This is a genomic window from Methanomethylovorans sp. (assembly GCF_050177135.1).
In the GTDB taxonomy this organism is placed as follows: domain Archaea; phylum Halobacteriota; class Methanosarcinia; order Methanosarcinales; family Methanosarcinaceae; genus Methanomethylovorans.
Genome location: NZ_JBFXHJ010000047.1, coordinates 1 through 14,803, shown reverse-complemented (window position 1 = coordinate 14,803; position 14,803 = coordinate 1). Strand labels below are relative to the sequence as shown.

The window sequence follows — 14,803 nt, the reverse complement described above, 5'->3', positions numbered from 1 at the left end:
ACAAGGTCTGGCTCGAGCTGAGCAAGGACGGCGAGTACCTTGACGACGAGGTCATTACAGTAACTGATTCCGATGTTGACAACAGTACCTGGGACTACGAAGAGGATGACGTAGGCGGCGAAGATGACGTAGTCATCATGAGAGCACACGTCAATGAAGTATTCCAGGGTCAGGTCGACAGCCTTGCAGTGATCGAAGGTCTGTGGCTTATATCCAACGAACCTATGGAGATCGCAGGCGACGATGAGTTCGATGAGCTCGAGGTCACCAATGTCGGTACCAACAGCCTTACACTGGCAAACAAGGATGACATCACACTCAGCGCAGATGATGAGTTTGTCATTGCAGGCGACATCAGCATCAAGACCGCTGACTCCGATGATGTAAGGTTCTACTTCATGAAGGTCATTACCGAACCAGGCACCCATGAGGTAAGGAGTTCAGTTGCAGAAGGCGACGCAGACTTTGATTACAGCTCATTCGCAGGTTTCTACTATGATCTTAATGACAACCTCTACTCAGAGGAACTGAGTATAGATTCCGATCTATCCAGCGATGAGAGGACCATTGAAGAAAATGACCTCACCTACACCACTACCCTGCAGTATGTAGACTATGAATTTGATGAGTGGGTAGCTAATGACCAGTATCCAAAGATGGGCTTCCTTGCAGAGGAATATGTGCCGGTCAACGACAAACCAGATGTGCTTTCCAAGCTGTTGCTTGACAGTGATGACAAGTACACTCTCAGAGTCGGTCAGACCCTTGACCTTGGTGAGGGCTACACGCTTACACCAAAGCAGATAGATGTTGAAGGTGACAAGGTCTGGCTCGAGCTGAGCAAGGACGGCGAGTACCTTGACGACGAGGTCATTACAGTAACTGATTCCGATGTTGACAACAGTACCTGGGACTACGAAGAGGATGACGTAGGCGGCGAAGATGATGTAGTCATCATGAGAGCACACGTCAATGAAGTATTCCAGGGTCAGGTCGACAGCCTTGCAGTGATCGAGGGTATGTGGCTTATATCCAACGAACCTATGGAGATCGCAGGCGACGATGAGTTCGATGAGCTCGAGGTCACCAATGTCGGTACCAACAGCCTAACTCTGCAGAACACCGATGATATCACACTCAGTGCAGATGATGATCTGCTGCTGGCAGGCAACATGAACATAAAGGTTGCAGACAGCGATGATCTCCGCTACTATCTGTACGCAGAATACACCATCGGAAATGTAACTGAGCCAACCGAGCCAACTGAGCCAGTCACACCAGGCGAAGAGACTCCAGTCACACCAGGCGAAGAGACTCCAGTCACACCAGGTGAAGAGACACCAGTCACACCAGGCGAAGAGACTCCAGTCGAAGAGACTCCAACCAACGAGACTGAGACTCCAGACACTCCAGGATTTGAGGCAATCTTCGCAGTTGCCGGTCTCCTGGCAGTTGCATACCTTGTCAGAAGGAACTAAGTAAGCTAAAATGAGAAGGGATTAAACCCTTCTTATATCTCTTTTTTTAAAAATTGATTTATTTATATCTATCATCTTCTTTGGTCGAAGATCGATTTAATAATTAATGAAGTTCTTATTAGCGAAGTATTTACATCCGAGGTAATACCATGAAGAAACAGTTAAGTTTAGTGTTGATATTTGTAGTATTGTTCATGGGTTTCTCCGGCTGCGTATTCAAAGGGAACGATAACAATAATTCCTCTGATGGGCCGGCTGTCCCAGTAGAAAGTGTTTCTGAACTTGTGGCACTTAAGAATATTCCATCAGGCTTTGAATACCTTGGCAACAAGTCGATAACTGCAGATGGTGTGAACAAAGACTACGCTAAAGCAGAGAATGTCGTAGAGGCTTCTGAGGGTATCTACAAGAGTACAACTCTGGATTACTATGTCACAGGAATAAATTTCTCAGATGAGGCATCTGCGGAATCTTTCGTTACTAGTTACAAGTCAACGTTCCAAATGCTCAAGAACAATGAAACGCTTAAGCAGGTTGAATTCAATGGACATGAAGCTACAAGGGCCCTAAGTTATTCTACTGTAGGGGGTAAACAGGTTCCAAGATACAAGTATTTCTGGAATAACGAGAACTTTGTCTTCATCATTGAGGGGAACTCTGAAGATCCTGCTGTAGGGCTTGATTTTGCAAAGGCAATAGGGTACTGATAACGTCATATAAACTTTCTTTTTTTTATATGCGATTCCAATCGATACGCTTTAATATGAAAATACCCTTCTAGATGCTACGCTATGCCCGGATAGCCTAGTCGGTTGGGGCGCCAGACTCATAGGGAAAATTAACGAGTGCGTCCATATCTCCTGAGATATCTGGAGGTCGCGTGTTCGAGTCACGCTCCGGGCACTAATTTTTAATTCAATTCATTATTTTCGTAAGCACATTTTTGTTGTATTCTGCAAGTTATTTCAACTCTTTCTTCCATTTTTTCTCAAATCTCTTCCTCCGTCATCGCGCAAAACATATATGCTGTCAGCAGGTACATAGCCTCATGAACTTTCAGATCCTGGATGCGGATTATGTAACCGAAGGTACTGTTCCTGTTGTGCGCCTCTTCGGCAGAGCTGAGGACGGTAAGAGTGCCTGCTGTTATGTGCCGGGATTTGAACCATATTTTTATGTGAATGCTTCCGGTGAGCTTGACCTGATCTGCAAGCTCATAAAGGAACGTTTTGACGTGGTCAAGAATGTCGAGATTGTCCAGCGGTTTGAGCCAGTGGGATATCAGAAGTCCAAAAAGCCCATGATACAGGTCACGACCTATGAGCCAAGGCATGTTCCTGAGATCCGTGACGACATACTCCAGATCCCCGGAGTAATAGAGGTATACGAGACCGACATACTGTTCAGGAACCGCTTTTTGATAGACAGGGGACTGCATGGCATGGGCTGGGTATCAGTTTCCCCCTCGCAGGAAGCCCATCCAGGCGGTAAGATCTATTGTGACACCGTCTGCTCGGACAGGCAGCCCGTCGAAGTGGATAAGCTCCCTAATGCTCCTCTTAAGTTCCTTTCCTTTGATATCGAATGCCTGCCAATAGGCGGCTCCATGCCTTCTCCGGACGAATCTCCTGTGATCATGATCAGTCTCACATTTGCCCCAGCCTACAACGGGTATAATACTATAGTGCTTGTGGCAAAGCCTGTCTCAGGCGCGGGTCCTGATGTAGAGTCGCTACAAAACGAAGAGTCCATGTTCAAGCGGTTCTTTGAGATTTTAAGGGACTATGACCCCGATATACTAATTGGTTACAACATCAACGATTTCGACATTCCTTACATTAGTGATCGGATCAAGTTCCTTGCAGACTCTGGCGTTACTATAGACTCTGGCTCAGGGCGCGACGGGAGGCCAATGAGCTACCGGAAGATAGGAACAATGACCCTGATCTCACTGACCGGGAGGGTTGTGGTCGATGTCCTCCCTCTCATCCGCAGCCAGTTCAGTTTAAAGAGGTACACCTTACGCAATGTAGCCAAAGAACTGCTGGACCGGGAAAAGCTTGACGTGGCACCCTCAGAAATGGAAGATCACTGGAATGATGAAGGCGAAAAACTTCTCAAGTTCATAGATTATGCAAGGCGCGACTCCGAACTTGCCATGGAGCTGGTCATGAAACTCCAGTTACTTGACAGGTACATAGCCATTTCCAGGGTAAGTGGTTCCCTCTTACAGGAAGTCATTGATGGAGGCCAGACATCTATGGTAGAGAACCTTCTGCTGCGTGAATGCCGCATTAGGGATCGTGTGATACCTCCCAAACCCGATGATAATCTTGTCTATGCCAGGAACAAGAACAGCGAGGGTTTGAAAGGAGGTGCAGTGCTGGAGCCTAAAAAAGGCCTTCTTGAGAACGTAGTGATACTCGACTACAAGTCCCTCTACCCCACTATAATGATGGCTCACAATCTTTGCTATACAACGGTTGTTGAGAAAGATATTCCTGAGGAAGGCGAGACCATTACTCCACCATCTGGTGGGAGATTTGTAACAGCAGATGTTTCAAAAGGGATCATGCCCACTATCCTGGAAAATCTGCTCAACCGAAGGATAGAGACCAAGAAGCGCATGAAAGGTATATCCAATGAGGATGAATACAGGGCTCTCGATGCCACCCAGTTTGCTCTGAAAATATTGCTGAATAGCTTTTATGGCTATGCAGGCTATACACGTGCACGTCTGTACAGTCTTACCCTTGCAAACGCCGTCACGAGTTTTGGAAGGGAGAATATTATCACCACACGTTCACTTATAGAGGGTACCATACGTACCATATACCTCAAGGATGGTAATTCCTATCTACAAAGTGAGATAGCACCCGATCCTTTGAACAAGGATGTTTTCCTCTCCGTGGTGTATGGAGATACTGATAGTGTCTTTGTGCAATGCACAGGAAAAAGTGAGATATCACTTGAAGATGCAGAGCTTGTAGGTAAGAAGATATCTGGTATAGTTTCGGCCTCTCTGCCCGATCCAATGGAACTGGAGTTCGAGTCCATCGCAAAACGTGCTCTTTTCATAGCAAAGAAAAGGTATGCTATCTGGGTATTTGAGCGGTCTGGTGATGGATGGAAAGATGGTATAAAGGTCAAAGGCATGGAAACAGTCCGTAGAGACTGGTGTGAACTTACATCCAAGACCCTGAACAGAGTACTTGAACTAGTTCTTAAGGAAGGTGAAGTAGAGGCAGCAGTGCGGCATGTGAGGAAAGTAGTAGATTCTATACGTAACCTTGATGTCACAAAGGACAAGGATATCATAGATGATCTGATCATGACGCGCATGTACTCAAAAAGGCGTGAACACTATAAGAACAAACAGCCCCATATTACCGTTGCTGAGAAGATGGAACAGAGAACCGGCTCTCTTCCACCTGTGGGTGAACGCATACCTTTTGTCATCACTGCAGGTAAAGATCTATTCGTGAACCGTGCAGAAGACCCGGAATATGTCCGCGAGAATAATGTACCTCTTGATGTTGACTATTATATCAAGAAACAGATCCTTCCGCCGGTGGAGAGGATCCTAGGGGTATTCGGTGTAGACCTTGCAAACCTTGACTATGATTCGAAACAGACAGGCCTGTCAGATTTTACAGCCGGTCCCTCTGAAAAAAAGATCAAGAGCTCGGTTTCAAGGAAACCAGATCAAGAGGGACAATCACCGAACAGCGGTTCCCAAAGTTCTCTCTTCGATTTCTGATCAGTTAAGCCTTACTCTTTCCGCTGTCACCAGATATACTATACTTTGGCATAAATTGCATACATGGTCGCCGATACGTTCCATGTATCTCAGGACAAACAACAGGTGTGAAGCATCACTGATAATGGTGTTGTTCTTGTTCATTATCTCTATGTATTGTTTCTCATTTTCAAAGAAAAGTTTGTCTAATTTGTCATCCTCTTCTGTAATTCTCTTGGCAAGTTCGGCATCTGAATTCTGAAAAGCTACAATCGTGTCCTCCAGCATCTTCTCTGCTATACTTCCCATAGCGAATATTCTTGACAGCAGTGGCTCTATATCGGCAATTTCTCCTTCCACCTCTAAAGTCACCCATGCAATGTTACTGGCAAGGTCACTTAATCTCTCCAGATCAATAGCCATTGTAAGGCATGAAGTTATAAGTCTCATATCTCCAGCCATGGGTTGCTGAAGAGTTATAAGATTTGATACGCACTTATCTATCATCATCTCATGCTCGTCTACGATATCGTCCATTGAAATAGTTTCCTCGGCAAGTGCCTTGTCCAGTTTTTTGAGAGATAAAGTAGCGTTTTTTACCATGTCCAGTGAGGTTACAGCCATTTCTATTGTATTAGCTTTCAAAATCTCTAGGTTTCTCTGGTATTTTTCTCTTGACATGTATTCACCCGAACCTTCCAGTGATGTAATCTTCTGTCGGTTTCATCTTCGGATTCTCAAATATCTGCTCAGTTTTGTCATATTCTATGATATCTCCCGTGAGGAAGAAAGCAGTATAATCTGATATCCTTGCAGCCTGTTGCATGTTATGTGTGACTATAACTATGGTATATTTCTTTTTGAGCTCCATTATAAGCTCTTCTATCTTGGAGGTGGATATTGGATCAAGGGCACTGCAAGGTTCATCAAATAATATTACTTCAGGCCTAACAGCCAGGGTTCTTGCAATACATAGTCTTTGTTGTTGTCCTCCGCTAAGATCAAGGGCAGATGTTGTCAATCTTTCGGCAACTTCCTCCCACAGAGCTCCAGATCTTAGGGCATCTTCCACCACACTATCGATGTCTTTTTTAGCAACACCGTGTATTTTAGGTCCGTACGCGATGTTGTCATGGATGGACATTGGGAACGGGTTTGGTTTCTGGAACACCATGCCTACTCTTTTTCTAAGATCCACGACATCGATATCCTTGGAGTAAATGTCCTTGTTATCTATTTTTACGCTGCCTTGTATCCGGCAATTCTTTACAAGATCGTTCATTCTGTTAAGACACCTTAAAAATGTAGATTTCCCACACCCTGAAGGCCCTATAAGGGCTGTAACACTGTTCTTAGGTATATCAATAGAAATATCGTGAAGTGCATGGTTCTCACCATACCATAGATTAAGCCCTCTTACTTCTATCTCGGTCTGGTTTCCGTTATTAGGTTCTGACATCTGCTTACCTCTTTATTAATTTCTGAGTTTTCTTCGATAATGTCTCCGTATCATGACAGCTATCATGTTGAAACTGAGGACTATGGCCAGCAGTACCAGTGCAGTACCATATTGTATAGGCCTTGTTTGAGCGATATTAGTACCAGCGGTGGCAATTACATATAAATGATAAGGAAGTGCCATGAATTGGGAATATATTGAATCAGGAAGCCTTGGAAGAAAATACGCAGCCCCTGTTAACAATATAGGTGCTGTTTCTCCTGCAACTCTACCCACTGCAAGGATAGTGCCTGTTATCATCCCTGGAATGGCAGGAGGTAGTACGACCTGTCTGATAGTCTGCCATTTAGTGACTCCAAGTGCCAGTGAAGCATAGCGGTATTCTTCGGGTACAGTTATTAGTGCTTCCTGGCTTGCTCTGATTATGATCGGCAGAGCCATTAGTGCAAGGGTCAGCGCTGAAGCGATCAATGAGGCTCCATATCCCAGGTACTTCACAAACATCGCAAGTCCGAAAAGGCCAAACACAACGGATGGTGTTCCTGCAAGGTTGATGATAGCCATTTCTATGATCCATTTGGTTCTTCCCGGTTGCGCATATTCATTGAGGTATATGGAAGATAGTATCCCTAAAGGCAAAGCTACGCCCATCGATCCAATTATCAGATATACAGTTCCCAGTATAGCAGGGTATATCCCGCCTTCTGTCATTCTGTTCCTGGGCATCTCTGTGAGGAAATCGATGCTAAGGACACTATATCCTTTTAGGGTTATTTGCAGAAGTAATATTACAACTAAAGATACTACCAGGGCAGTTCCAAGTCTGAGAAAGGAAAAAGCTATCTTTTGATCACGTTTCGCTTTGCTTGTCATTGTCCTGCCCCCAGGTTGAATCTATATTTTCGTTTTATGTATTCTGCAATAATATTGGTGATAAAAGTGGTTATAAACAAAATAGAACCTATGGCAAAGAGCGCATAGAAGTGTTCACTGCCTTGTGGTACTTCTCCCATTTCCAATGCAATGGTGGCAGTCATGGTCCTCACAGGAGCAAAAAGCCCATCCGGGAAACCGGGTATTACTGCAGTGTTCCCTGTGACCATCATCACTGTCATTGTTTCTCCTATGGCTCTCCCGATGCCCAGCATCACAGCAGCAGATATTCCTGACAGGGCAGCAGGAACGGTTACTTTGTAAATGGTTTGCCATTCTGTAGAACCAAGGGCAAGAGATCCTTCTTTTATAGCGCGGGGTACCGAGCTGATCGCGTCTTCAGAAATGGATATGATCGTGGGTAATGCCATTATTCCTAACATTATAGAACCAGCAAGTGCATTTTGTCCGGTCGGGAGATCTAAAGTATTCTGAAGCAGAGGAACAAGGACTACAAGACCAAAGAATCCATAAACAACTGAAGGAATCCCGGCAAGGATCTCTATGAGAGGTTTAAGTATGTCTGCTTCTTTTACCCCTGCAAGTTCTGAAATGTATATAGCCACTGCAATTCCGAGAGGTACTGACAAAACGATAGCTCCAAATGTAACTATCATTGATCCGAATAGTAAAGGCAGCAATCCGAACTGATGTGGTTGGGATGTAGGGTACCACCTAGTACCTGTAAGGAATTCTATTAATGGGTATTTCTGGAACAGAGCAAGCCCATCTTTAAATAAAAAGATACAAATGAGAAAAAGGATGACCACTGCTGTTACTCCTGAGAGATATAGCAGGGATTCGATCACTTTTTCTCTGTATAATCCTTTTTTCATTTCGGATCCTTTTTCTTGATCTTATTGGACAGCAGGGAAGTATCCCACCTCAGTAACTATTGACTGGCCTTCGGCACTCATCACATAATCGATGAATTCTTTTGTAAGTTCCTGAGGTTCGCCGTTAGTATAGTAAAATAACTTCCTTGCCAATGGGTATTCTCCACTAAGGATCTTTTCTTGGGTTGCGGGTACGAATATTCCATCTCCTCCGTCAAGTGCAAGAGCCTTTACACTGTTGTCTACGTATGCATACCCAATGTATCCGATAGCCCCTTTGTTCTGGGCAATTTCCTGGACAATGGCTCCGGTTGCAGGTTGGACAAGTGCGTCCTGACGGTATTCGCTTCCTACAAGGATCTCTTCCTTGAAGTATTCGTATGTACCTGAACTACTGTCTCGACTGATGACGGTAATTTTTCGGTCCTCGCCACCAACATCTTTCCAGTTACTTATATTCCCATCGTAAATGGCTTTTAGCTGGGTGAAGGTCAATTGACTTACAGGGTTCTCGGGGTTTACAACAACAGCGATACCATCCCATGCAATTGTGGTTTCGAGTGGATTGATACCATTTTGTTTTGCTTCTTCTATCTCTGAGTCTTTCATTGATCTTGAAGCCATGGCAATTTCCACTTCACCATCGATAAGAGCAGCTATTCCTACTCCTGAGCCTCCACCAATTACTGTTATACTTTTGTCAGCATTCTTGAGCATAAACTCTTCAGCTTCTGCCTGGGATAAGGGGAGTACTGTATCAGAGCCTTTTACAATAATGCTCTGTTTGACACCTGTTCCTTCCGAAACATTTGATGTTTCTTCTGCGTCACCGGCTTCTTCTGTGCTCTTATCCACACAGCCAATTCCTGCAAACGTGAACCCTACAACAAGGAACACAGTTATGAGGATAAATGTTTTGTAAAGTTTTGTTCTTTTGAACATGATTCTTCTCCTCTTTGTTTGGATTTTCCAATTTGAACACACTATATGTGTAGATAAGTATTCTGTAAATACAATATATTGCTCTATACTTTCTATTGAGTTCTATGTCTAATATAATCTCTATATAGTTTCCGTGATTCTAATGTTCTATATTCGTTTTAATTTTCAGGACGGTCAATTTAGTGTTCAAGCGAACAATTCCTGATGAGTAACAAAAGTGGGAAATAGGGTTATTGAAATACTGGTAAGTATGCCAGATCTACTCATAAAGAATGCCAAGATATTCTATGGCAATTATCTTCAGCCTGCAGAAATAGTAATAGATGAAGGAAAGATCAGCAGGATAGCAAAAGAGGCAGATGTAATAGCTGGTGAGGTAATTGATGCACAGGGTTCTCTGGTTCTGCCAGCGGGAATTGATGTCCATGTGCATTTCAGAGAGCCGGGGCTTACTCAAAAAGAGGACTGGTATACCGGTTCGTGTGCAGCTGCTGCTGGTGGTATCACAACGGTGATAGATCACCCTAACACTCTCCCTCCTACAGTTGATAAAAAGTCCTTTGAAGAAAAACTTAAGCTTGCTTCCCGTAAATCCATTGTAGATTTTGGTATTCACGGAGGAGTTACAAATAATCTTGAAAAACTGAATGAGTTATGGGAGGAAGGAGTTACAGCATTTGGTGAGATCTTTATGGCCGAATCCACCGGGGGCCTCAATATTGATGAGATAACGCTTGAAGGTGCCTTGAAAATATTGAATGAGCTGGGAGCACTTGCTGTCATCCATGCAGAAGACGATAGCATCCGTCTGGAATGTGAAGCATTATTAAAAAATGACATGTCGCCTTCTTCACATTCAAAGGCAAGGCCTAATATATGCGAGGCTACAGCAGTGCAAAAAGTAGTGGGAATCCTTCGGAACACTGGCACAAGAGGTCATATCTGTCATGTTAGTGCTTTTGAGTCAGTAGGTGTGCTAGGCAGAGATCGGTATATTGCACGGCAAAAAGGTCTATCACCTATCACATGTGAGGTTACGCCTCATCATCTTTTCCTTTCTACCCGGGATTGGGAAAGACTGGGCTGTTATGGTAAAATGAACCCTCCTCTTAGGGACAGAAGAAGTGTCAAGTTCCTTCTGAACTCATTGAATGATGGCACTGTGGATATTGTTGCTTCAGATCATGCTCCTCACTGTGAAAGCGAAAAAGACGTAGATATTAAGACGGCCCCATCGGGGGTTCCAGGGGTGGAAACCCTAATGCCTCTGATGCTAATGGCAGTTAAGAAGAATCTTCTTCCTCTGGGACGCATGATAGATGCCACAAGTGCTGGTCCAGCCCGGATATTTGGTCTGGACAGGCATTCTAAAGGCAGGTTAGAAGCAGGTTTTGATGCTGACCTTATTATTGTGGACACAAAAAAGGTTACTTCTATAAAAGGTGATCATTTGCATGGAAAGGTAGGCTGGACTCCTTTTGAAGGGATTGAGGCTATCTTCCCCGAGATTACGATATCAAGGGGTGATATTATATGGGACGGGGAGATAGCGGCTTCCTATGGAAGAGGTAATTTCTTGCCGGGACAGGGGAAGGTCATGAACATTGATGGACATTTTTGAGAAATTTATGTCCACAGAACCATAACCTTTTAAATATATAATACTATATTATGTTCATGGTGTTGTGATGAAATCCAAATTCGCTATTCATACTACTCTAAGCGGCGATGCCATCAAGGTCCTTGAAAGATATGAGAAGGACCTGGGTGCCAAAAATGTAGTCTTAGAGAAAGCTTTACTTAATCTGGATAATAGTCGATTCAAAGCTAAACTTGATACACAGAATATTGATAGATTACTCAAAAGGGTACCTACTGGAGTGCCAGGGCTGGACGAATTCTTGGAAGGGGGTTTCCCAAAGGGTTTTTCAATTGTAGTGACAGGCCCTCCAGGAACAGGCAAGACAACTTTCTGCATGCAGTTCCTGATGGAAGGCGCAAAGAATGGTGAGAGATGTATTTTCTTTTCATTTGAAGAAAGGGCTCAGCAGCTAGTTCAACATTTCATGAGATTTGGTTGGGATATAGGTAAATATATTGATGATGGTTATTTGGAAGTCTTCGGTATATCTATGCTCACTTCTGAAGAGATGATCGAGATCATAGAATCTCACAAACCTGATAGGGTTGTGTTTGATTCTCTGAACGTATTTACAGCTCCTGATGAGTTCAGGCGGTCCACTTCATGGCGTGCTTTGCACAGGTTACTTAAAAAGGATAAGATAACTTCATTGCTAGTCACTGAAAAAAATCATGGTATTGAGAAAAAGCAGTTCGATGATTACGATTTCCTGGGTGATGGCATTGTTTTCCTTGATTTTATCCAGACAAATGATATTGATACTACTCCAATGCCTGTCATGGCAATACAGAAAATGAGGGCTACTCGTATAGATCATACTCCTCAGCCCTTCAGGTTCACAGCTACGGGTATTGCTAAATATCGTGCATTGAATCTCCCTCAAAAGATCCTGCAGGACAAAATGGATCAGCGTCGTACAGAAAGGGATTTAGGTATAGTATGACAGGAGGCTTGCGATCAATGCCATTATATATATTGCCCTGAAGCTTCCCACGCCGCCTATGCTTATATAGGCACTTCCATTTTTTTCTCGATCTAAAGTAAGTAAGGATGCCACACACCCTGCAATTATTCCTGTTGTACTTGAAATAAATATCACGCTTTCTGCACTATCCGTAGAAAGAAGAAAGGTTAGAGGCAACGATACAAGTCCAATGTAGTCAGGTACTTCTATTCCAACCCCATCAATTATCTCTGATGCAAGAAAGGCTATAACTGTGATTATCAGGGCTATCTCCAAAGATGTTGTGATAGGTCCTGTTGCTAGGAGAAAGATAATTGCCAGAAGAGGTATTACCGCTCCCCCAAAGTTTATAGTTAATTTTGTGTCGAAGACTCTTTCTTTTGGGGTTATGAGTTCTTCTGATACAGGTACACTGTATATCTTTTCCAGCATGAACGCATGCTGAGAAAGAAGTTCAGGTTTTCTTGTACGTATGCTAGCTATAGGTATTTCGATATTCCTCGCTATAAGCATTAAGAGAAGCATTAGAAAAAGAGGAACAGAAGTTATGTGTCCTATGTTCAACTTGTTCTCATAAAAGAGAACAGCCATTGGAAGTATGATCAGCCCGAACACTACAATCTGTTTTATTTCAGAACTATTAACATACCCTCTCATATCTGCCCTCGCACAATGTATTTGTAGGTATCTATAGCTGGGATCTTATCAGCATTTGTTTTTTCTTTTCAAGTAAACCATATACTTGTCCATGTGTAGCACCACCTATCAACATTTCAATGGCAGTTCTTATTATTTGATTCTGCTCTGGAGTGCCTAGGATGCTTACGGTTTTACCATAGACGGAAATCTTCACTCCTATCATACTTTCCATGATTTCTCTGGTCTTGCCAGCTTTTCCAATGATTCGACCTTTAAGGCGTATCATCTCTTGGGGCGTACCAGCAGAGTTTGACAGATCAATGGTCTCAAGCATCATCATTTCGTCATCCATCAATGCCATAGCCTTTTCCGGATTAAATCCTCTGGCTATAGCATGGATCACATCAAGTGCTCTCAAGGACTGGATAGGGTCCTCTCCAGGTATAACCTCCACAGTGCCGTTTTCACTGTCTATTTCAATGGTAGCTGTTGATAACTGTTCAATAAGGTTTTTGACCTGGCCTTTTGGACCTATTATCGCTCCTATTCTGTCATGTGGTACTTTGATGTGAGTCATGATCATGCTCCTTCTTTTCTTTTGTCACGAATGTATAAATGTCATTTTCATTTGATATGATGCTATATTTCTTAAAATAGCGGACAATGTTCTGAATGTCCCTATGCAGAAACTGGTCTGCCCTTGGATGTTCAAGCGTAACTGATTGCCCCATGTCTATCAATATTGGCTCCATTAATTCTGTTTCAATCAGTACATTATATTCACTAAGGTCTGCGTGTATAAGTTCTGCATCCATATAGAGCCTTTTGATGTAGTCAATGAGCATATCAAATACTTTTTTGGCAGTTGTTTCTTCCAGTCGCACATCTTTTAAAAGGGGGTATGGCTTTTCATCTTTTCCGGCAAATTCCATCACAAGTATATTCCTTTCAGTTATGACTGGCTTTGGGACCTTTATTCCAACTTCGCTGGCCCTTAGTAGATTACGGTATTCTTTTTTTGTCCAGGCAAAAACGATATCCTTTTTTGTATGCCTTACATCTCTGAAGCGAGGGTCTCCCATTATATAATCTTCCATTGAGTTGAAAGTACTGCTATTGATGCGGTATATTTTTATTGCAAGGCTATGGTCTTTGCCATCTGCTAAAAATACATTTGCTTCTTTGCCTGTGCTTATGGAGCCCCCTAAAGCTTCTATTATGCCTTTGCTGGATAGGGTGTATAGTGCTTTTAATGTCGCTTCATCAAAAACATTTTCTGTGACTTTGATCTTTTCGCTATCTTTTTGTTTGATCCTTCCGCTATCAACTAGCGTATCCATGGTTTTGATTTTGTCCTCTATTGCTTTCTTCATATTTTCATCGGCTCTTTAAAAATCCTTTGCGCTCAAGCCAGTTAACCTGCGGACGAGTGTATTTCCATATCACATCTGCTTTTGTGTCCTGAAAATCCCAAGGTACGGCTATGACGATGTCTCCTTCTCTTATCCATGTTTTTTTCTTCATAGAGCCTGGGATCCTCCCCATTCTTACAACACCATCCATACATCTGAGTTTCACCCGATTAGCACCAAGCATGTTCTCTACTATGGCCAATACCTCTCCTTGGTCCTTTCGGGGTGTACGCACTCTGGTTATGCTGCTTTCCGGGTTTTCGAAATCGCTGTTATTAGGTGACAGTTTGATTCCTCTTTGAATTTCTTTTTTACTCTGATATTGATATGGTTGCTTAGAATAAGTGTATTTGCTATACATTGCGTATTGTTAAAGTTTGCGAACATATGGCGTTAGGTTTGTTTTCTGGTCAATCATGTTATCCTTAGGAGGATTAAAAACATATCTTATTTTATGGGCATGATATCTTTATATACAATTACGTTCTTTGTATGCTCCCTCGCGGGGATCTAGTTGTTCTCGCGACATTGATTCTTTTCTGTAATCATTTACAGAATACGAGTCAATAAGAAAGTATATATACGTTCAAAGCGTATAATTATAATCTCGAGTATGGTGGTGAATTCGGCCGTAATGTCCGTTTTGTTGTGTTCGTGCCTTGTTTCGCAAGGTATATATACGAAGACGGTCATTAAGGTGATTCCCGCACAACAACTGTTGTGCGTGACAATCACCGCCTTATCGTAAGTGGAGACAGG

Annotated in this window: 14 protein-coding genes and 1 tRNA gene; 6 read left to right on the top strand and 9 right to left on the bottom strand. The window is 43.0% G+C overall.

Annotated features, from left to right (window positions below):
* The 4 genes from AB7U21_RS05655 to AB7U21_RS05640 form a co-directional block, all read left to right on the top strand.
* Positions 1-1,478, top strand: a 1,478-nt coding sequence (locus tag AB7U21_RS05655) for an S-layer protein domain-containing protein (protein WP_428387601.1), incomplete at its 5' end; no start/stop codon positions are given.
* A 149-nt stretch (positions 1,479-1,627) separates the two neighbouring features.
* Positions 1,628-2,185 carry a hypothetical protein gene (locus AB7U21_RS05650; protein WP_428387599.1) on the top strand — a complete coding sequence of 186 codons (558 nt, stop codon included), beginning with the start codon at positions 1,628-1,630 and terminating at the stop codon, positions 2,183-2,185.
* Between the two features lie 86 nt (positions 2,186-2,271).
* Positions 2,272-2,381 (top strand) — tRNA-Met (locus tag AB7U21_RS05645).
* 145 nt (positions 2,382-2,526) lie between these two features.
* Positions 2,527-5,238 carry a DNA-directed DNA polymerase gene (locus AB7U21_RS05640; RefSeq protein WP_333786620.1) on the top strand — a complete coding sequence of 904 codons (2,712 nt, stop codon included), beginning with the start codon at positions 2,527-2,529 and terminating at the stop codon, positions 5,236-5,238.
* Here AB7U21_RS05640 and phoU read toward each other — a convergent pair whose 3' ends face one another.
* The 5 genes from phoU to AB7U21_RS05615 are packed head-to-tail and all read right to left on the bottom strand — an operon-like array spanning position 5,239 to position 9,387.
* Entirely contained in the window at positions 5,239-5,898 is a 660-nt protein-coding gene (phoU, locus tag AB7U21_RS05635; protein WP_333786621.1) for a phosphate signaling complex protein PhoU, read from the bottom strand.
* Positions 5,899-5,902: 4 nt separating this feature from the next.
* On the bottom strand, positions 5,903-6,676 hold the full coding sequence (pstB, locus tag AB7U21_RS05630) for a phosphate ABC transporter ATP-binding protein PstB (protein WP_333786622.1): 774 nt from the start codon (positions 6,674-6,676) through the stop codon (positions 5,903-5,905).
* Positions 6,677-6,691: 15 nt separating this feature from the next.
* Positions 6,692-7,549: a phosphate ABC transporter permease PstA gene (pstA, locus tag AB7U21_RS05625; RefSeq protein ID WP_428387595.1), complete on the bottom strand. Its 858-nt coding sequence runs from the start codon at positions 7,547-7,549 to the stop codon at positions 6,692-6,694.
* Positions 7,546-8,445 (bottom strand): phosphate ABC transporter permease subunit PstC, encoded by a 900-nt coding sequence (pstC, locus tag AB7U21_RS05620; protein ID WP_333786624.1) that lies wholly within the window; start codon positions 8,443-8,445, stop codon positions 7,546-7,548. Before pstC ends, pstA begins: the two co-directional genes overlap by 4 nt.
* Before the next feature lie 21 nt (positions 8,446-8,466).
* Positions 8,467-9,387, bottom strand: a complete 921-nt coding sequence (locus AB7U21_RS05615; RefSeq protein WP_333786625.1) for a PstS family phosphate ABC transporter substrate-binding protein — start codon at positions 9,385-9,387, stop codon at positions 8,467-8,469.
* A gap of 250 nt (positions 9,388-9,637) precedes the next feature.
* Here AB7U21_RS05615 and AB7U21_RS05610 point away from each other — a divergent pair, with 250 nt between their 5' ends.
* Positions 9,638-11,008: a dihydroorotase gene (locus AB7U21_RS05610; RefSeq protein ID WP_333786626.1), complete on the top strand. Its 1,371-nt coding sequence runs from the start codon at positions 9,638-9,640 to the stop codon at positions 11,006-11,008.
* A gap of 67 nt (positions 11,009-11,075) precedes the next feature.
* The gene (locus tag AB7U21_RS05605) at positions 11,076-11,972 is read left to right on the top strand and encodes an RAD55 family ATPase (RefSeq protein ID WP_333786627.1); all 897 of its coding nucleotides are present in this window, start codon (positions 11,076-11,078) and stop codon (positions 11,970-11,972) included.
* Here AB7U21_RS05605 and AB7U21_RS05600 read toward each other — a convergent pair.
* Genes AB7U21_RS05600 through eif1A form a run of 4 tightly spaced genes read right to left on the bottom strand, consistent with a single transcriptional unit; the run spans position 11,958 to position 14,336 of the window.
* Entirely contained in the window at positions 11,958-12,650 is a 693-nt protein-coding gene (locus AB7U21_RS05600) for a DUF1614 domain-containing protein (RefSeq protein ID WP_428387592.1), read from the bottom strand. The genes AB7U21_RS05605 and AB7U21_RS05600 overlap by 15 nt on opposite strands.
* 31 nt (positions 12,651-12,681) lie before the next feature.
* Positions 12,682-13,209, bottom strand: a complete 528-nt coding sequence (locus AB7U21_RS05595; RefSeq protein WP_333786629.1) for a KH domain-containing protein — start codon at positions 13,207-13,209, stop codon at positions 12,682-12,684.
* Positions 13,184-14,005 carry a serine protein kinase RIO gene (locus AB7U21_RS05590; RefSeq protein ID WP_333786630.1) on the bottom strand — a complete coding sequence of 274 codons (822 nt, stop codon included), beginning with the start codon at positions 14,003-14,005 and terminating at the stop codon, positions 13,184-13,186. The genes AB7U21_RS05595 and AB7U21_RS05590 overlap by 26 nt, the downstream gene beginning before the upstream one ends.
* 4 nt (positions 14,006-14,009) lie before the next feature.
* Positions 14,010-14,336 (bottom strand): translation initiation factor eIF-1A, encoded by a 327-nt coding sequence (eif1A, locus tag AB7U21_RS05585; protein WP_333786633.1) that lies wholly within the window; start codon positions 14,334-14,336, stop codon positions 14,010-14,012.
* Positions 14,337-14,803 lie beyond the last annotated feature (467 nt).